An 18,953-nucleotide genomic window follows, 5' to 3' on the forward strand; every position below is an offset into this window, starting at 1 on the left:
TTTTTTGAAGAAGGAAAGGGAGTAAGGGGAAGATGAAGCCGATCAGAAAACGGTCTTCCTGTCCTGCCTCGTGTCCTCTTGCTCCGGTACTAATTATTCGTCGTATCCCAACCGTTTGAGCATCCGGTCTTTCTGGCGCCAGTCGGGCTCCACCTTGACGAATTGTTCTAAGAATACCTTTTTGCCAAAGAAGCGCTCAAGTTCTTCACGAGCCATAATGCCCGTTTTCTTGATCATTTTGCCGCCTTCACCGAGCAGAATTGCCCGCTGCGTAGCCCGTTCGACCAGTATCTCTGCCTGAACAACGATAATGTCTTCTTTTTCCTTGAAGCCAATGACAACGACTTCACTGCTATAAGGCACTTCTTTCTTATAGTTCAGAAAAATCTTTTCGCGGATAATTTCGGATGCGAAGAACCGTTCGGGTTTGTCGGTTAGCTCGTCTTTCGGGAAGTAAGGCGGATGCTGTGGCAGGCGACTGATAATTTCCTCGAAGACGCGTTCGGTATTGAACTTGTTGAGGGCCGATATCGGAATGATTTCCTGGGCATTGAAGTGTTCCCGCCAGTACAGAATCTTCTCATCGACCTGTGCTTGGGTTGCCTGATCGATTTTGTTGATCAGCAGAATGACCGGCACTTCTGACTTCTGAAGCCGTTCAATAACATCGTTCTCATCGTGTTGCTCGAAGATATCCGTGACAAACAGGACCACATCGGCATCTTCGATCGAGCCGCGCACGAAACTCATCATGGACTCATGGAGCTTGTAGAGTGGTTTGATGATGCCCGGCGTGTCCGAATAAACGAGCTGGAATTCCTGGCCGTTATGCGTTCCGTTGAGGATACCCATAATACGGTGACGGGTGGTTTGCGCTTTGGCGGTGATGATTGACAATCGCTCACCAACGAGCTGATTCATCAGGGTAGATTTACCAACATTGGGCTTGCCAACGATACTGACGAAGCCGGCCTTATGATCGACCGGAAAATTTTCGATTACTTCTGTATTCATTTGTAGGTGATCCCGCTGGCTGATTTCCAGCGGCTTTAGAAACAACTCTCTCCTGAAAAAAAACGTTTCAGAGAAGGAATAAAACTTTTTTTTACAAAGGTAATTGTTTTTCTGAAAATGTGTCTTACCTTTGCAATCCCAACATCGCGGGATGGAGCAGTTGGTAGCTCGTTGGGCTCATAACCCAAAGGTCGCTGGTTCGAGTCCAGCTCCCGCTACTCAGTAAACGCCTAATTAGCTGTAACAAGCCGATTAGGCGTTTTTCGTTTCTGATCCTGTGAGCATTGGAATGACCGAAGACACGGATAATTGTAAAAAAGCCCGACCTCAAATTGTGTCGGGCTTTCCGTTTCTATCCACACCAAGACAAACTTGTTCGAAAACAGAGCTTGTCTTTCGGTGCAAAAGTAATATTTGTTCGTTAAGATACCTGATTGAAGAAGCCAAACAGAGTAGGTATATTTGACAGGACAAGGTTAAGTATGGTCTTGCTTACAGTTCTCCGATTACCAGACTGCGATTGGTGAAAACCGCCAATGTAACTCATCATTTAGCGCTTCGATGAAAAACGTTTGATCTCCACGGGTCGGGTTGATCCGTCAATGGTCCAGTCAAGAGCAGGATATTGGCCTGTCTCACTAACGGTAAACGATGTTGTTTTTACAATTGCCTGGGGCTGTCTGCCATAGTCACGAACAAGCAATGTGTAGGTGCCGGGCTGCAAATGGACGGAAAAACTGCCATCCGGCAGTGGGCTGGTCGATGAAATGACTTGTTGATTCCGTTCTATATCAATAGAAAACCGGTTGAACTGACAAACCTGATCATACGCGTTCGTTTTGCACTGTAGCTGACCCTTGATCCGGAATGTCCGCGCTAAAGGAATCTGCTTCGTAAATGACCCGGTAATCGTGAATTTTTCCTGATACAGTACCGGATCGCCAATCCGACCGGCACTTATCGCCGAAACCGTGTACGTGCCGGGCTGAATGTTGCGATAGATAATGTTTCCTTTGGCGTTGGTCATCAATACATTTTCGTTGACCGTGACGAGTAAACTATCCATCCATCGCTCAGTAGGGTCTTTAAGTCCGTTACTGTTCGAATCCTCGAAAAAGGTTAGGTTTAATTTGCCTCGATTTCCGAGTTTGAGCTGGCTGAACCGTTTGGTAACATCCAGCCGATATTGGCTGAACGCTAATTCAGGCCGTTGACTATAAGGCGTCGCATTTCCCTCAAGGCGCATAGACAGAGTAGGTGTCGCGTCGAATTGCACACGCCCCACGGCAATATAGCGGACTCCGTTATTACGCGCGTCAGACAGATAATTGACGCCAACGGAACCTGCCAGCCGCCTGTTCAACAAATCGAAATTGACCATTGGCGTGATCGAAACGGAGGTCAACTGCGCCGGGTCAACGCTGGAAAGATCGAACAGGAAGTAGGGTCCTTTTTGCAGATACGCCAGCAGACTGAATGACCGTGTAAGCACTGATCCCATAATTCGCTGGCTCAACAAACGCGGCTGCGCCGAATGGCTCCGGTCTACAAGGGAACCAAGATCGTAGTTCAGTTCGAATCGCTGATTATTGTGCGTATAAAACAGCGAAGGGGCTATTCGGTACGCATCTGCCCGTTGGCTTACCGGCGCAGCGAGGTCGGTTTGGGCGTACCAGTAAGGACGTAATGTGAATTTTAAGGCACCCAGTTGCTGATTCAGGCTCACTTCAGCTATCGTGTTGCCAAACTCGCTTCGGTAGGTGTCAGACGGCGACGTAAACCGCACTTGCTTGTAATAGACATGGTTGAGATGAGCCGCTAGTATGGTTTTGGCCGACACCTGCCAGATCAGCTGGCTGTTTACGAGGGTAGCTCCTTTCTGAAAGCCCGTGTAAAGAGGACTACTGACATAGGAACGCAACACCCAGCTCAGCGCGGAGCCCGTGTATGTGTAATTCAACAGGCCAGCCCAACCGTAAGTCTCAGCGCGGTTGGCACCTGATCGAGCATATTCGACACTATGTCCGCCCAGCATTTCCACCGAATGCCGTTCAGATCGGTTGAGTCGGAATGCCGCAAAATTCAGATAGCCCGCCCGCAGGGTAGTAGGTTGAGTAAAGTAGTTACTGCTCCACGACCAGGATGCACCGGGCAATTTTATCAGCTGGCGATCGTAGCGAACCGAGAATATGTTGCCTGACCAGGCATTGGGATCATTAACCAGCCAGTTCGGTTGTGAGTTAATGGCCCAGACCGTCCACTGGTAGTTCGGTTGGGTAACGTTCACCTTCAACCCTTTGCCAAAGAGGGGTAGTTCATGATAGTCGAACGAACTGCCCAACCGGACAAACGCGTGCTCGGTTCGGTAGGTGATGAACGAATTCTGGAGTTGCTGAAACTGACCCGATGAGTAGTCCAGGTAGTGGACCTGAAATTCGACCTGTCCCTTACCCACCGAGTCCTGACCCCATACGCGCATCTCTTTGGCCAGTTGATTGTTACTTAACTTAGTAATGGCTGCACTGACACCATATCCTGACCGTCCGAATACATCCCGGGTGATGAATCGTTTGTCGGACGTTGCTACCACCAGTTTATACAGTACGGTGCCCACAATCGATTCCGTTTCGTCCCTCACGGTTACGATTAACTGACAAGGCGTACTGACCGACCAGTGTCGTGCTGGTTTCACCAGCATGGATAATGTGGTGTCTTGTTGAGCAAGCAGATCGATTTTCAGTGGAAACGTTGGTTGATCCACTTCTTGTGGTATGGAGCTTACTTCTATTGTAAAATTCGCTCGTTTGAGTCGGTTATGAACGATCCGGAGGGGCAGCTGTACTGGGTCGATATCTGCGTAGGTAACGATCGTTTCTTCGGGTGCGTAGAGCGAGACGGCTGACTGACGCTTTTCTTTGGTAATGAGCCGGAAAGCTACCGTTTTCGAAAAATCGCCGGATGAGTTACGCAGTTGAACCGTCACCTGATTGGCGAGCGAATTGCTTTCCCGATTGATAAGTCCTTTCACCGGAACCATAACTACTTCGCCGGGAGTCAAGGCCAGTTTCTCCGGAATTGCCGATAGCATCTGGATAGACGGAGATACCTGTAGCGCAAGAGCCAGGTCCTGTTGTTGTGAGCCTGTGTTGGCTATCGTTATGTAGTTCGTGAATGTGGTGCCGGGCGAAGTCACTATAGAATCCCGCCAAAGCGTCGTATTTATGGACTGAGCCAACAGACCATCCGCGGAAATAGTAAATATACTTAGAAGGATCAGTATTCTAAAAATGGTAACCATATTTGGTAACAGTAAGTCATCGTGGAAAAGCTGGATGATTTATTCTTACCACAAAGAAAGTAGTATTTAGTTAATGTAAGTACTTGTCTGTAAGCGGTCTATATGATGTCACTGGTTGTGCTTATCCGTAACTTACTGACAATTAGGTTAGTAACTAAAAAATGTATTTTTTGTTTTAATTATTTTAAAAAAATTATTTGTTGTAACTATGAAGATAAAAAAATTAACTCTAGGTTTGTCTTAAATATACTTAGTTCATTTTCTTCATAGTTTAAAATTTACCTCTAACAACATGCTGAATTCTATTAAAAAAGGGGCTGTCTTAGCGGCCATTGCCTTGTGTGGTCTGAGTGCCAACACGCACGCTCAAACCAACAGTCTTACCCCGGCTGTAGTCACGGTTACCCTGGTTGATATCTTAGCGGTAGCTGTTTCAACGCCTGCCATTCCAATCGTCTTTGCAACTGTTGCCGACTATCAGAATGGTAAAACGATTCCAATGCCATTGCACGTAATCGTCAGCAGTAACAGGCCGTACGATTTGAAGGTAAAATCTGCTGGCGATTTGACAAGTGCGCTCCCGAATACACCGGCTATTCCGATAAACAACGTCTCAGTGCAGGTGACAACGCCCGGAATGAACGCAGCGGCTGCCCAGGCACTGTCAACGTCGGATGTAACCCTGACGACTAGCTCGCCCGCAGCGATGGCCAGAGCGATCGACGTGACGTATTCAACGGCGGCTGGCAATTCAGCCTTCGTCAATACTGGTGTCTACACGGCAAACCTGACGTATTCGGTTACAGCGCATTGATCCTGATGTAGTAAAATGACTGGATCGCTGATTCCCCGAATGAGCACCCTGTTCCTGATTCTGTGCCTGATAAAGAACTCACTTTGTCAGGCACAGGTTGGTTTTCAGATCTCGCCCGCAAAACTTTATTTCACGCAAAAAGGGACTGCCGAACAAACGGCCCGACTGCACGTGACCAATACCATGAACGTACGATTGGTCTTGCAGACATCCTGCTCCGACTGGCGTCGTGATTCAATGGGCACAAAAACCTATTACCCGGCAGGCTCGTTGAGTACGTCCTGCTGCTCCCTATTCAAATTTACCCCCAGTATTATTGAACTGGCACCGGGCGAAGCGCGTGATGTGCTGGTTACGCTGGTAGCCAGTCCACAGGCGAAAACGAGCTTTGTTCGTAATGGCATGTTGTTCCTGACGCAGTCGAACGAACAGGAGATGGCTCGGCTGCAGGGCGCGTCTCAATTCGTGATCAAAGTACAGATGGGGGTGCATCTTTACGTGCAGCCCGAAGAAGGGTTGCAGCCGGAGATTGCGATTACGGGTATGGAGGTGGCCAAATCGGGGGAGCAAAATCTGGTGAAGGTACAGGTTCATAATGTTGGTGGAGCGATGCTGGAGAGTCAGTTGCGACTGGAATACCTGAATCTGGAAACAATGGAAGAGGTGAAGGCGGAGGCCATTCCAGTCAATACGCTGCCCAAAGAGGGTTTTAAGGTCACTGCTGCTATTCCGTCAACCGTACCGCCGGGCAAATACCTTATTGTTGCCATACTGGATAGTGGCCCGAGTCAGGCGTTAAAAGTGGCCGAACTGGAAGCTGTTCTAAAATGAATATAGTCTATAAAATAGGGCTCCTGATCGGTCTGCTACTGTGCGGATCAATGGTCGCAGCACAGCCTATGGTGGTTGACGAAGAGCCCATTGCCACGACGGCTCCCTCCTTGATTGGCGTAACGATCTTAGGAAATCCAGCCTTGAGCTTCTCGTCCGTCAATGATTACCAAAATGGCGTGTTGCTCAATCACAATACGCTCCAGCTGACTGTATCGCTTGGGCTAACCTGGTCGTTGCAGGTCCGCGCTACCGGTGATCTGCGCTACCAGACTAACTCGATACCTGTTTCGGCGATTGGTGTGCAGTCAGTTAGCTTGGGCTCCCGACCGGAGGTTTTCCTGTCGACAACCGATCAAACGCTGGCATCCGGTCTCGCTACGTCCCTTCTGAGTGCCATCATGTTGATTCGTTACCGCACAACCGGGGGGCCTAACTTTCTTAAACCGGCGGGTTCGTATACCACGGGTTTAGTGTTTACGTACAGTGCGCTGTAACCAAGAGTCTGGGCCTGGTCAGTAGCCCAAGCCATACGATACGATTTTTCCTGTCAGCACTATAGTCAGTTGCCTTCTGTATAGGTAGCTGACTATTTTTGTTTGACACGATAAACGCGATCAGATTTGACCAGAACGGATTTCTGTACCACGCTTTTTAATGGGATGCCGCTAAAGCCAAAACAACTTCCGTAGATCATAGCTTACCTATTGATAACGTTCACCAAAGGAGAGACCTATGAGATCGTATTTGATTGGCGTTGTTGCGTGTATAGCGTGCCTATACGCAACCACTGTTAACCTTCATGCCCAGCAAACGCCCGATTTTCGCGCTGTGCGTTGGGGATTAAGACCGAAAGAAGTCCGGGAAACGGAGACGTTGAAGCCCTCGTCGGTCAAGCGGGAAAAGTTAACCTATACCGGTGTGCCGCTGGCTGATCGAACGGTGGGTCTTGACTACGACTTCAATGGTGATTCACTGGTGTCGGCCTCCTATTTTCTGTATACGACGGCATCCGTTACTAAAGATGATATCATGGCCGCATCGGCTGAATTTGAAGCTTTACTGAATGCGAAATATGGGCCGGGTAAAAAGTCATTGTTGGGTGATGTCCGGAACACCGTGTGGCAGACACCGCGAACGCAGATCAATCTTTCGGTTGGAAACGTTGACCGGGGGTGGTCGCTGGAGGTGCAGTATCTATGCCGTGTCTGTACCGAAGGTCAGCCGAAAGCGCCTGCGCAAACTACCTTCAAGCCACGAAAAGACATCAAGGATTTTTAGGGAATTAATCGGTGCTACTCGGCAATAGCATAAGAAAAATAGGGCTAGCACTGTTTTTAATAGGGGCATCGACTGACCATTAACGCCGAGATGAGTCATAATAAGAGCCAGGTCGCGCAACACTCATCAGACCAGTCGTCATAAGAAATTAACAGAATGAAGAATAGCTATTCGCTTGGTCTATTAATCAGTATAGTCGCGTTTTTTTTGGGATGTAAGGAGTCTTCGGTCAATGCACCAAAGAAAATAGCCTGTATTGGTACGAGCATAACGGAGAGCTATGGACAACCCTCCGATAAGGCGTATCCGGCAGTTCTTCAGACGCTTGAAAACCCTTCGGGCAACAAAGTGCTGAATTACGGTGTCGGCGGCTGCACTGTGCTTAAAAAAGGCGACAGTCCGTACTGGCTGGCGCAGAAATATCAATACGCAATCGATTGGAAACCGACCATCGTTATCATTGAGTTCGGAACCAACGATTCGAAAAAGCAGAACTGGGCCTACAAAGGTGATTTCAAGAACGATTATCTGGCCCTGATTAAGTCGTTTCAAAACTTATCCAGCTCACCCGAAATATACCTGTGCGTACCGCCACCGGCGTTCAGCAAAAATTTTGACATCGATTCGACAGTAGTAAAAAATGAGATAGTGCCTTTGATTCGTACCCTGGCGAAAGAAAATAACCTGAAAATGATCGATCTGTATACACTCCTGCTCGATAAGAGCAACTTGTTTATCGATGGAATCCATCCGACGCAGGAAGGTAATGTGTTGATAGCGAACGAGGTGTTTAAGGTTCTTTCGGAAAATTAGGCGAATGGCATAGCCTCAGAAATTAAGACGAACATGGAGTCTCTAGTGTGTGTTGAACCCCGGCAATTTGCTTATCGGCAGGCCGTAAAACCTGTTTTAACGGCTGGAAATGCCCTGATAAAGATACGGCGTGTCGGCATTTGTGGCACTGATTTACACGCGTTCGAGGGGACACAACCCTTTTTCAATTATCCCCGGATTCTGGGTCACGAACTGGCGGGCGATCTCGTCGAAGCCGATGGTGCGCCTGATTTTCTGGCTGGCGAAGCCGTTACGTTTATTCCTTATTTTAACTGCGGAGTCTGTATTGCCTGCCGGTCCGGAAAGCCCAACTGTTGCGTACGACTTCAGGTGTCGGGTGTTCATATCGATGGTGGTATGGTCGATTATCTGTCGGTGCCGTCCTACTCGCTGGTACACGGTAACGGGCTAAGTTACGACGAGCTGGCGCTGGTTGAACCACTGGCAATCGGTGCGCATGGGATTCGTCGGGCCGACGTACAGCCCGGTGAAGTCGTGCTTGTCGTGGGCGCCGGACCGATTGGCTTGGGCGTGATGGAGTTTGCCCGGATTGCGGGAGCTACCGTTATCGCGTTGGACATCAATGAGTCACGACTTGCTTTTTGCTGCAGTCGGCTAGGCGTTGCGCACACCGTCAACGCCCAGTCATCGGATGTTGCTCAGCAGATTGCGGCCATTACCAACGGTGATATGCCAACTGTTGTCATCGACGCAACGGGAAGTTTGCGGGCGATCAATACGGCGTTTGCGTACCTGGCTCATAGCGGTCGGTATGTACTGGTTGGCCTTCAGAAAGGGGATATTAGTTTTTCGCACCCCGAGTTCCACAAGCGGGAAGCTACGTTGATGAGTAGTCGGAATGCAACACGCGCTGACTTCGAACATGTTATTGCCAGTATGAAAAACGGTCAGGTTGATCCAACGACGTACATAACTCACCGGGTCGGTTTTGGGCAGGTGTTGGACGAATTTGAGGACTGGCTGAACCCTGCCAACGGGGTCATTAAAGCAATGGTAACAATGGCATAAGCTGCGATTGGCTTATACGGGAAAACAGACCAGAAAACCATGACGAACCGGTGCCCGCTGATCATTACGCTGCTTTTGGCTTTCAGTATGAGTCAATGGCGTGGTTTATGTCAGGCTCAATCGCCGTTTCCTGCCAATGTGCATCGCGTCTTGTTTCTGGGTAACAGCATCACCTACGCCGGAGGGTACGTCACTGATATCAATGCCTACATCAACGTTCATTACCCGCAGGCCGCGCTTGAGTTTATTAATGTAGGACTGCCCAGCGAAACCGTTTCCGGTCTTTCGGAAGAGGGCCATGCCGACGGCAAGTTTGCCCGCCCTGATTTACACGAGCGGCTGGCAAGAGTACTGGTACAGACAAAGCCAGATTTGGTATTCGCCTGTTACGGTATGAACGACGGAATTTACCTGCCCTTCGACGAAAATCGGTTTCAGAAGTTCAAGGATGGAATCAATTGGCTTCATACCGAACTAGTCAAGTCGGGAGCCCAGGTTATTCACTTGACGCCACCCATTTACGATGACCTCAAGGGCGGTAAAACGGGTTATGCTGCCGTGCTTGACCGGTATGCAGATTGGCTGCTGAACCAAAAAGCGTCGGCCAACTGGGAGGTGATCGATATTCATTATCCAATGAAGCGGTTTCTGGATGCGCACCGGAACGTGGATGCTACCTTTGCCATTGCCGGGTTTTCGCTGGCCGACGATGGTGTCCATCCGGGTGCTGTCGGGCATTGGATCATGGCGAAAAGTATTTTGCTGGGACTGGGAGAAAAAACGGTAGCAAATGCGCCGGACATTAAATCAGCCATCGCTGGTCACCCGAATGGTAACCAGATTTTAGCACTTGTTTCCGAGCGCCAAAATCTGATGAAAGATGCGTGGCTCACCGCCACCGGCCACCAGCGACCAGGGATGAAGGTCGGTTTGCCGCTGGCCGACGCTCAAAAAAAGGCCGCTGAACTTGATGCCCGGATACAGGCACTCAGTCATTAGCTTGTATGAGACAATGGCCTAAGTAGTGGAGTGCTGAATGTATCCGTCCGTACGACTGCATCACTTCTTCACGAAGCGCAGAACACGGCTTCGATCCCCGTCACTAAACTGTAAATAGTAGATTCCTGCCGGTAAGTGGTTGACTGGTAAGGTGCTTTGGATTAGTCGATTAACCGGTTTAAGCGCGACTGGGGCTTGCTGGATTCGTCCCTGACTATCCAGGATACGGACCACCACACTAGCCGCTATTGGGTAGGCATACTGAACGGTGATGCTTTGTTCCGCCGGATTCGGATAAAGCCGAAATGCAGTATCGGATGGCGTGGATAAGCTCGTTATAACGGGCAGATACACTGTCCGTTCAGCCGACCAGCCTATGCAGTTCTGCTGGGTAACCCGAACGTTGTAGACGCCCAGTTCACTGACGGATAACTGAGCGCCTGTAGCCGTAGTCAGCAAATGCCCATTACGATACCATTGATAGGTGTAGTCTGGTTCGGCAGGAGCGGATAACGTCACAGTAGCCTTTTTCAAAAGCAGCAAGTCCGTTTCATCCGGCTTGAGCGTGATCTTATCAACCGTGCTTCGCCGGACCACAACTGTATCGGATAGCGTTTGGCATCCTTGCTGCGTGAGCCGGGCCTGATAGTGCCCCGTTTCGCCGATGGTCAGGGTAGCCGACTGGGCATTCGGTAGCACTCTGCCATCCCGTAACCAGTCAACTGGTAAACCCGTTGCATTCGTCACGACCAATTGGAGCGGCTTTCCGTCCGGGCAAAGCCATTGGTCAACTGCTGGACTGAGTGTAGCTATTGGCGTTTTCAACTGAATAAGTATCGGCGAGGCCGTTGCCACACACCCGCTCACATCGGTGATTCGCAGGACATAGGAACCGGCCTGCGTAGCCTGATAATCGGGACCTGTCGCGTTTGTTAGTGGTTTGTTATTGAGGAGCCACTGATACGTGGACCACGAGCGAACGTCGGAACGAAGCAGAAGGCTCCCGCCTTCGCAAAGTGTCGTGTCGCCTTTGGGCGAGCTGGTTACAGCAAACTGACACTAAGAACGACGAAGGCCGCTTATGATGAGGGTGAACGGTTGCCCGGCGTAGGTCATTTTCCCCTTGTGTGAAACGGTCAGGGTATAGGCCTGGCCGGGCGCGGGGTTTGGTACATAGATCTGCTCGATCGTATCAAGGTTGTTATCGCCGGAAGTCGCTGGCCGGTCCGGGTTGCCAGGATCGAGAACAAACGGCAACGCTATTGTTTTTCCGTCGGTCAATCGGCAGTCAAGGTCATTGATGAGCTTGGGCGTTCGGCTATTTACGTAAGCAGGAGCAACGGTGGTGGCCGCTCCCTCCGGGTCTGTCCAGCACAGCGTTATCAGCAGTGGCTCATTGCCCTGTGCGACGACACGCTCGGTAAACGTTCCTCCTGATTCAAGCGTTTTTGCTAGTAGGCGGTGTGCCTGATCCGTGTTCAGAATTACGCGCGCAGCTGCTTCGGTATTGAGCAGCCCCCATCCTTGCCGGTAGTCGGGTCCGGAGGCCGGGTTGTTTCGGGTAGCCGTATGAAGAACGAGTCCCCGCAGTGTTGCCGATCGCATAAATTGGCTGCTGATCGTGTTCTGGGAAGCGAGTGCCGTTGCGCTTTTTTGTTGAGCGTAGAGTTCCTGGAGTAAAGCCAGTGAACCCGTCACGTTGGCTGATGCCATCGACGTACCCGTGTAGGTGCCATAAGCCGTCGAACTATCGGATAGGGTAGAGAACACATCCGTACCCATTGCCAAAAGATCGGGCTTGATGCGTCCGTCGTCGGTTGGGCCCCAGCCGCTGAATGCGGTGCTGCTGATCGAAATGGCTTGGCTTTTTGGATTCACCAGAACAGCGGCCGCACCGACCGTCAGTACGTTTTTTGCCGTTGCTTCGGCGGGTATTACGTCATAAGCATTGTTGTGATTTCGGGGTAGTGTACTTTTATCGTTCGTATTTTTTAGAAAATAAGCCGTACCTGCGGGCGGGCCCGTTTCGGCCCGTTTATTATCCGCCGACCGAACCATCAGGTAAAACGGATTATTGTACGCAATCCGGTCGAGGTCGCGGGCTTTAGCCGTGTAAAAGCCAAACAGATAATCGTCCGTTGCGCTCATCGTCGTATTTCCCCACCATTCCCATTTGAGTGTTGGGTCTGTTCCAGGTCGGGACGGATTGTAAACCCAACCCACTACGGGGCCATAAGCATGATTGGATAAGAGTAATCCGGGTGCGGCTGTGGTGATTTCGCTTAGATCGTCGGTATAATCCCAGATCGACAGATTGGCCCCGTAGGCCATGCCCCGTGCTTCGGAATTGATACCGCGCGCGATCAGCGTTCCGGCAAGGTGCGTTGTGTGATTGTTCAGTGCCGAGCCTTTATCCATCTGCTGAACGGCCGATGCGTTCGCTGACAAACCAATTAATTCCTGATGCGTCGACAAAGCCCGTCCACCATCCCACATCCCCAGCTTACCCCGTAGCGCGCTACTGCTGCCTGACAAGTTCAGTTGCAGGTTTCCTCCTGTGTACAACGACTGCGTTTTGGTCGCGTGGGCTTCCTGGGCGTTATGGAGCGTGTAATAAATCGGTTGACCAGCCACATCGACTTCCTGAAGTACCAGTTGTCGGCTACTGGAATAGTTTTTGTAGCGGGGCCAGCCGTACTCCTGAGCCAATTTACGCGTTTGCTTTCGCAGACTGTCGTACCGTTGACCAAGCTCGATCTGCCAGTTTTTTTGAGGAATCAGCCGCGTCTGTGCCGGACACATGAATACGTCCAGCAGGCACACCACAAAGCAAATAGCGGTTTTTGTAATGCCTGAGCCGCTACCTGTTGCTTTGCGTTGTGCCTGAAGAATCGATGAATTAGTGGAGACGATTACCCTATTGTTTACGAATGCGCCGAACCCAGCTAGTCTGAGTTTTATCATCCGTAACCACTACAAAAAATGTACCACCGGGCAAATCGGTGACATCCAATTGTACCAAATACTCTTTTCCGTTTCGTTGAAGTGTCGCCGTTTGTATCGTCAGCCCACGTAAGTCGGTCAGACGAACGGTTGGTAGCGATTGAAAGGTCGTTGCCGAGGATAGGGAAATTGTTAGCTGACGGGTAGCCGGAATAGGATAAACGTTCAGCGTATTGTCGTCAACGACGGGCTCGGTAGCCAGAATTACCAGGTAAACATCCGCTGATGTTAGTGCGCCACAGCCGTTCACATTACCCCGAACCGAATAGCGTCCGGTTTGTACAACGACATAAGTTGGGTTTGTTGCGCCGGTGATGGGAACGCCGTTGAGTAACCATTGAATATCGGATGTGGCGTTAGCCGTCAGCGTAAAACTGTTCACCGTAATGACCGGCGTTTGGGCCGTTCGAACCGTAACGGGTATGGCTGTAGATACAACCGGTAAACACGCGTTAGCTACCTGAACCGTATAGTTTCCCGCTGTAGCCGCCAGAATCGTACTGCTTGTTGCGCCTGAAATAGGTTGTCCATTGCGCAGCCATTGAAACGTATAATCGGTGCCCGTTCCTGCCCGTAGTGTCACACTGTTGCCCTGACAGATACTGGTTGAACCGTCGGCGCTGATACTGGCCGTAGCCGCTGTTCCAGTCGTTGACGTGACAGGCGTACGCTGAACGGAAGGGCAATCGAGCGAGCGAACCTTGAGGTTGTAAAAATAATACCAGGCCGTTTTTAGCGTATCGTATGTGGTACCGTTCTGGTAGAGCGATCCCTTGATGCTGACGATGGGTACCCCTGACTGGGTCTTCACCTGGTAGGGAAATCCGGTAACGGCGGTGTTACTCCGAAAAATCGACGCGCCACCGGCATAATCGATGGTTATCTGGTAATCCCCCGCGTCCGGAATGCGCAGATTGAGGGGATAAACAGCGCCCTGATCATTCGGATCATCAACAAGTTGCCCATTGACAGTCGCCGTCAGGCTCTGGTTTCGCGTAGGAGCCACATCTAGCGTTACGCTCGAAATGGCCGTATTGTCGTATTTGCGAACGGTGAACGTCAACTGACCCGCGCTGGCTATGTAGAGCCGGGCACTTTCAAGCGTCAGCGGTACTTTGGTCGTGATCAGTGGAGCTGGACCAAAGTTTCCGGCGTAACTACCTCCGCCAAATACCCGTTTGTCGGTGGGTCCGATAACCGCTGAAAATTCGTTCAGGGCGGCATAAAACTGTCCGCTGGTCGGCAAGGTCGGCACACTCGTCTGATTGCCAGCCGCCAGTAGATTCCCACCACTTGGCGCGTCGTACCAGAAGGCAACGCCACCGCCCGTGTTTCGTAGCGATATGGCCGCATCGTTGCTACAAAGCAGAGCACTGAACAGACCATTGGTGGGAGCCGGGGCCGTTGTGCGGGTTTCGGTCAGGGTGTTGTTGGCCGGATTCTGATCCGTACTCAGGTTGGTCACCACCGTAAACCGGTATGTCTGACCAGCGATCAACGTCACACTCGCTGGCACCTGAAACGTGAGCACACTATCGCGGAAGGCACCAATCTGCTGGATAGTGCCGTTGAGCGTCGTCACCGTAGTGCTGTTCGCATCCGTGATTTGAACGGTAACCGGTACGTTCCGCTGGACGGCTGTGCCAAGGTTACGGACCCGAACCGATACGATCAGTTCGCTGTTCGTCTGCCCGCAAAAATTAGTCACCGGTGAAACTAGCGCTACGGCACTCAGGTCGTTGGCTGTACGAACCACGTTAAGCACGTAATCCTGCGTTTCGCCGTTCGCGTAACTGCCGCACGAAAGCACGTTGGCCGCGTTATCCGTTTCACTCGCTACGATGCGCAGGCGCAGAATCTGGCCGCTCTGCGCGCTGGCCGAGATGGGAACCGTTGCGGTAAATTGACCGGTGTTACTCAGAACCGCAGATGTGGCAACGGTTTCTCCGTCATCGTCGAAACTGCCGTTCTGGTTCCAGTCGATAAACGCTTTCACGATTGCGTTCTTGGCGGCTCCGCACGTACCCAGTGAGACGGTTAGCGGAATCTGCTGCCCCGCCTGAATAGTGGTGGTTACCTGCGAAAAATCGGTATACGAAGTGCATCCGTCTGTACCCGCCTGATTGATGCTGCCGAACTGTACGCGACTGATTTTGGTATCTGCCGTTGAAGTGGGTGCGGATGCGCAGTAAACTTGCCCGCCAATGCCGCTTATCAGCAACGCATAATCCTGTTTTGTGCCGCTCAACGTGCCTTTGTGGGTAACGGTAAGCGTATAGCTTTTACCCGGTATCGGATTGGTGATCAGCACCTGTTCAACATTATCGCGGATATTGTCACCCTGCGTGGCTGCATTGGCCGGGTTCGTCGGATCGAGAACCCAAGGCTGCGACGTCGTCTGACCATCGCTGATTCGCAGGTCGAGGTCATTGACGAGTTTGATGGTTCGGTTGTTTAATCCAGAGCCTGCCGTTCCGGCGGGGTCGGTCCAGCTGGTGGTTGCCACTAGTGGCCCACGTCCCGAAGCGACCACCGTCAGCGAATACGGTTCACCCTGATTGATTGTTCGTTCGTCGATCAGGTAGCTTTGATCGGCGTTTAAGATGGCGCGTCCGGCCCGTTCCATATTGAGCAACCCCCAACCGAACCGATAATCCGGGCCGGGAGCCGAACCAGCCTCATCGGCGGTATGAAGAACCAGCCCTTTGAGCGTCGATGAACGAAGGAAACGACCGCTATTCCGCTGTGAGAACAACTCCTGCAATAGAAAAATTGAGCCCGCTACGTTAGGCGATGACATCGATGTACCACTCAACGTCGTGTAGGCACTGTCGCTGTCAGAACTGGTCGAGAGCACACTGACGCCTACTCCGGCAATGTCAGGCTTGATGCGTCCATCGTCGGTAGGCCCCCAACTGCTGAAATCGGCCAGCGAAACATCGGCAGGCTGATTATAGCCATTGGTGAGGTAGCTCACCGCAGCCACCGACAGGATGTTCTTGGCCGTGCCATACGTACTAATCAGATCATAGCCATCCTGGTTGGCCCGCGCCACGGTGCTGGTGACGTTGCTGCTACCCAGGTAGTAAGGTTGACCGGCACCGGGACCATTTTCGCCCCGGTCGTTACCCGCTGACTTGACGATCAGATAGTTAGGGGAGTTTACCGCAATTCGATCCCAGGAAACGGCATTGGCATCGTAAAGACCAAATTTATAGTCGTCGGTTTTGCTGACCGTAGTGTCACCCCACCATTCCCATTTGGTGGTGGTGGTTCGGGCGTCGTTGTACACCCAGCCCGCCTTAGACCCGTAAGAGTGATTGGAAACGAGCAGGTTAGGCGCTGCCGTACTCATCTCCGAAATATCGCTGTTAAAGTCATAAGCCCGTAGATTGGCCGCATACGCCATGCCCCGTACCTGCGCATTGACACCCGCGGCCACCATGATGCCTGCTACGTGAGTCGCGTGTAAATCGACCGTACTGGCGTTGTCGATCTGCGAAATACGGCTGGCTGTACCGTTTCTGAACTCGATATGCGTATTACGTACCTTGCCACCATCCCAGTAAGCCAGTTTATCTTTCAACGTACTGCCCGACAGCGATACGCCCAGACTTCCTCCCGCGTAAAGCGTATTTGTTTTTGTGGTCTGACCCGCCCGCGTAGTGCTGTATGTCATATCGTACAGCAATTCCCCCCGCTCCGTAACACCCCGAAGAATAGACACGGTACCGTTGGTATGGCGCTGCTCGATGGGCCGATTCAGGCGTTGGGCTATAGTAAGGGCCTGTTGGTAATTGGTAAGCTGTAGCTGCGTCAGCGTCTTTTGAAGCGCCTGCTGACTGGCCCGTTGCTGCGTGTTATATTGAGGTAAAGGCTGCGCTTTAAGAACTGTACTTGTCAGGAAGAAAAGCAGACCTACCAGTGGCCGTAAACGTTGTTGCATAAGGAATTGCCGAACCACATCGGTCGGCTATCGAAGGTATATAGTAGATACGAGAAAAGAGGTGATTGTGTTGCGGGGGCCTGCTGACATAAAATCGTTTAAATGGAAATTTAATCATGCGTTCCTGGGGTTAACAACCAGTGAGAAGAGCGATTGATTGGTCCTGTTCCAAAAAGCTCGTTCATGATACAGTACCTGCGCTAAGCGTATAGCACGTCAAGACTTGATGGAGAATGAATCAATAAACTGGTTGATGGCAAAAAGTGTCATCGTCTGTTCTGGTAATTGTCAGACGATGAGCTATCTATAAGCGAATTTTAATTCGTTGTCCGTTAAACGCTCATTACCTTAGTTTGTCCTAGTAGTATAGCCAGTCAATGAGGCCTATGGATAAACTGAGCAGACAGCAACAAACCCGCTACCTCTTCACGCGGGCCGGTTTCGGGGCTACGCCGGCTGAACTTGATGAAGCCGCCCGAAAATCAATTCGGAAAGTCGTTCGTCAGTTAATGAAGGACAGCGAGTCGTTTACGGAATTGCGCGTCGTCGAACCCGACGAAAACGTGACGAAGAAGGCGCTGAAAGGGCTGGTGAAAGACGGCCAGCTTGACCGGGACATGCTGAAAGAACGCATTCGGATGAATGCCGAAAAGATCCGAGATCTGAACCTGCAATGGCTCGATCGGATGGCATCCGGGCAGGGCGTGGTACGGGAGAAAATGGCCCTGTTCTGGCATGGTCATTTTGCCTGCCGGACCATGGGCCAGAATCCGTTGTTCATGCAGCAATACGCCAACACGATCCGTAAACATGCACTGGGTCGTTTCGGTGATTTGCTGATGGCGGTGTCGAAAGAACCGGCAATGTTGCAATTCCTCAACAACCAGCAGAACCGGAAGAATGCGCCCAATGAGAACTTCGCCCGTGAGTTGATGGAGTTGTTTACGCTGGGACGCGGGCATTATTCGGAATATGACATAAAAGAAGCCGCGCGGGCATTCACGGGTTGGCAGTTCACGTCCGACGGGCAGTTTGTCTTTCGGGAGCGCGTTCACGACGAGGGTGATAAGACAGTTTTCGGTAAGACCGGTGCGTTCAATGGCGACGATGTGATTGCCATGTTACTCGAAAATAAGCAGACCGCAACGTTTATAACCACCAAAATTTACCGGTATTTCGTTACGGACAGCCCGGCCAACGACGCTGAAAGCACCACACGAATTGAGCAATTAGCCGAGCAATTCTATAAAAGTGGGTATGACATTGCCGGTCTGATGGAAAGCCTATTTTCCACCGACTGGTTCTACGACCCCAAAAACGTCGGATCGCACATTAAGTCGCCGGTTGAGCTACTGGCCGGGATGCGCCACACGCTCAACCTAACGTTTCAGCAGCCGCAAACGCAGATTTTCGTCCAGCGGACATTAGGACAGATTCTCTTTTACCCGCCCAATGTAGCGGGCTGGCCGGGTGGCAAGAACTGGATCGATTCGTCGAGTTTGCTGTTCCGGATGCAGCTGCCAAGTTACGTTCTGAACGATGCCGAGGTGACCGTTCGGCCTAAAGAAGACGGCGACATCAACACGCAACTTCTGGCCCGAAAAGGTGGGCAACGGTTTCAGGTAACGATCAACTGGGACGGCTTCGAGACCATATTTGCCAAAACGCCCGACAATGACCTTCCCGACGCTATCGCGGCTGCTTTGTTGCCATTCCCGCTCAAGGCTGAACAGAAGAAATTGATCGAAACGCAAACCGCACATGATCTAACCCGTTCCCGGCGCATCCACGCCCTAACGGCGGCCCTGATGAGCTTACCCGAGTATCAGCTTACATAGTGGTGAACGAGTGAAAGGCAAAAGGGCGAAACGCTGACGCGTAAGCCAGTTGTTCACTCGTTCATT

13 protein-coding genes and 1 tRNA gene are annotated in these 18,953 nt (G+C 51.2%); 9 read left to right on the forward strand and 5 right to left on the reverse strand.

Annotated features, from left to right (window positions below):
• Window positions 1–93: 93 nt before the first annotated feature.
• The gene (gene era / locus GK091_RS01490; RefSeq protein ID WP_164034862.1) at window positions 94–1,014 is read right to left on the reverse strand and encodes a GTPase Era; all 921 of its coding nucleotides are present in this window, start codon (window positions 1,012–1,014) and stop codon (window positions 94–96) included.
• Window positions 1,015–1,159: 145 nt separating this feature from the next.
• Here era and GK091_RS01495 point away from each other — a divergent pair.
• Window positions 1,160–1,232: transfer RNA gene (locus GK091_RS01495), tRNA-Met, on the forward strand.
• A 332-nt stretch (window positions 1,233–1,564) separates the two neighbouring features.
• Here the strand turns inward: GK091_RS01495 and GK091_RS01500 are convergent.
• Window positions 1,565–4,249, reverse strand: a complete 2,685-nt coding sequence (locus tag GK091_RS01500) for a hypothetical protein (RefSeq protein WP_164034863.1) — start codon at window positions 4,247–4,249, stop codon at window positions 1,565–1,567.
• 355 nt (window positions 4,250–4,604) lie between these two features.
• On the opposite strand from GK091_RS01500, the gene GK091_RS01505 reads away from it, so the two are divergent.
• The 7 genes from GK091_RS01505 to GK091_RS01535 all read left to right on the forward strand — a co-directional run bounded on the left by GK091_RS01505 (window position 4,605) and on the right by GK091_RS01535 (window position 10,100).
• Window positions 4,605–5,126, forward strand: a complete 522-nt coding sequence (locus GK091_RS01505; RefSeq protein ID WP_164034864.1) for a hypothetical protein — start codon at window positions 4,605–4,607, stop codon at window positions 5,124–5,126.
• A 15-nt stretch (window positions 5,127–5,141) separates the two neighbouring features.
• Entirely contained in the window at window positions 5,142–5,957 is an 816-nt protein-coding gene (locus tag GK091_RS01510) for a hypothetical protein (protein ID WP_164034865.1), read from the forward strand.
• Window positions 5,954–6,454 (forward strand): hypothetical protein, encoded by a 501-nt coding sequence (locus tag GK091_RS01515; protein WP_164034866.1) that lies wholly within the window; start codon window positions 5,954–5,956, stop codon window positions 6,452–6,454. The genes GK091_RS01510 and GK091_RS01515 overlap by 4 nt, the downstream gene beginning before the upstream one ends.
• A gap of 238 nt (window positions 6,455–6,692) precedes the next feature.
• Window positions 6,693–7,238: a hypothetical protein gene (locus tag GK091_RS01520; protein WP_164034867.1), complete on the forward strand. Its 546-nt coding sequence runs from the start codon at window positions 6,693–6,695 to the stop codon at window positions 7,236–7,238.
• A 156-nt stretch (window positions 7,239–7,394) separates the two neighbouring features.
• Complete coding sequence (locus GK091_RS01525) at window positions 7,395–8,051, forward strand: GDSL-type esterase/lipase family protein (protein WP_164034868.1); 657 nt, start codon at window positions 7,395–7,397, stop codon at window positions 8,049–8,051.
• Window positions 8,052–8,084: 33 nt separating this feature from the next.
• Window positions 8,085–9,101: a zinc-binding alcohol dehydrogenase family protein gene (locus GK091_RS01530; RefSeq protein ID WP_164034869.1), complete on the forward strand. Its 1,017-nt coding sequence runs from the start codon at window positions 8,085–8,087 to the stop codon at window positions 9,099–9,101.
• Between the two features lie 39 nt (window positions 9,102–9,140).
• Entirely contained in the window at window positions 9,141–10,100 is a 960-nt protein-coding gene (locus GK091_RS01535; RefSeq protein ID WP_164034870.1) for an SGNH/GDSL hydrolase family protein, read from the forward strand.
• 60 nt (window positions 10,101–10,160) lie between these two features.
• Here GK091_RS01535 and GK091_RS01540 read toward each other — a convergent pair whose 3' ends face one another.
• From GK091_RS01540 to GK091_RS01550, 3 genes are all read right to left on the reverse strand, one after another.
• Window positions 10,161–10,925 carry a T9SS type A sorting domain-containing protein gene (locus GK091_RS01540; RefSeq protein ID WP_164034871.1) on the reverse strand — a complete coding sequence of 255 codons (765 nt, stop codon included), beginning with the start codon at window positions 10,923–10,925 and terminating at the stop codon, window positions 10,161–10,163.
• Between the two features lie 234 nt (window positions 10,926–11,159).
• The gene (locus GK091_RS01545) at window positions 11,160–13,064 is read right to left on the reverse strand and encodes a S8 family serine peptidase (protein ID WP_164034872.1); all 1,905 of its coding nucleotides are present in this window, start codon (window positions 13,062–13,064) and stop codon (window positions 11,160–11,162) included.
• Window positions 13,018–17,049, reverse strand: a complete 4,032-nt coding sequence (locus GK091_RS01550; protein ID WP_164034873.1) for a S8 family serine peptidase — start codon at window positions 17,047–17,049, stop codon at window positions 13,018–13,020. Before GK091_RS01550 ends, GK091_RS01545 begins: the two co-directional genes overlap by 47 nt.
• Before the next feature lie 386 nt (window positions 17,050–17,435).
• Between GK091_RS01550 and GK091_RS01555 the strand changes: the two genes are divergently transcribed.
• Window positions 17,436–18,887: a DUF1800 domain-containing protein gene (locus GK091_RS01555; RefSeq protein ID WP_164034874.1), complete on the forward strand. Its 1,452-nt coding sequence runs from the start codon at window positions 17,436–17,438 to the stop codon at window positions 18,885–18,887.
• Window positions 18,888–18,953 lie beyond the last annotated feature (66 nt).

Source organism: Spirosoma agri (genome assembly GCF_010747415.1).
Taxonomy (GTDB): domain Bacteria; phylum Bacteroidota; class Bacteroidia; order Cytophagales; family Spirosomataceae; genus Spirosoma; species Spirosoma agri.

Bases quoted from the DNA above. Each gene is read 5' to 3' on its own strand.
- era (WP_164034862.1), bottom strand. From the start codon at position 1,014: ATGAATACAGAAGTAATCGAAAATTTTCCGGTCGATCATAAGGCCGGC.
- GK091_RS01505 (WP_164034864.1), top strand. From the start codon at position 4,605: ATGCTGAATTCTATTAAAAAAGGGGCTGTCTTAGCGGCCATTGCCTTG.
- GK091_RS01510 (WP_164034865.1), top strand. From the start codon at position 5,142: ATGACTGGATCGCTGATTCCCCGAATGAGCACCCTGTTCCTGATTCTG.
- GK091_RS01515 (WP_164034866.1), top strand. From the start codon at position 5,954: ATGAATATAGTCTATAAAATAGGGCTCCTGATCGGTCTGCTACTGTGC.
- GK091_RS01520 (WP_164034867.1), top strand. From the start codon at position 6,693: ATGAGATCGTATTTGATTGGCGTTGTTGCGTGTATAGCGTGCCTATAC.
- GK091_RS01525 (WP_164034868.1), top strand. From the start codon at position 7,395: ATGAAGAATAGCTATTCGCTTGGTCTATTAATCAGTATAGTCGCGTTT.
- GK091_RS01530 (WP_164034869.1), top strand. From the start codon at position 8,085: ATGGAGTCTCTAGTGTGTGTTGAACCCCGGCAATTTGCTTATCGGCAG.
- GK091_RS01535 (WP_164034870.1), top strand. From the start codon at position 9,141: ATGACGAACCGGTGCCCGCTGATCATTACGCTGCTTTTGGCTTTCAGT.
- GK091_RS01545 (WP_164034872.1), bottom strand. From the start codon at position 13,064: ATGATAAAACTCAGACTAGCTGGGTTCGGCGCATTCGTAAACAATAGG.
- GK091_RS01550 (WP_164034873.1), bottom strand. From the start codon at position 17,049: ATGCAACAACGTTTACGGCCACTGGTAGGTCTGCTTTTCTTCCTGACA.
- GK091_RS01555 (WP_164034874.1), top strand. From the start codon at position 17,436: ATGGATAAACTGAGCAGACAGCAACAAACCCGCTACCTCTTCACGCGG.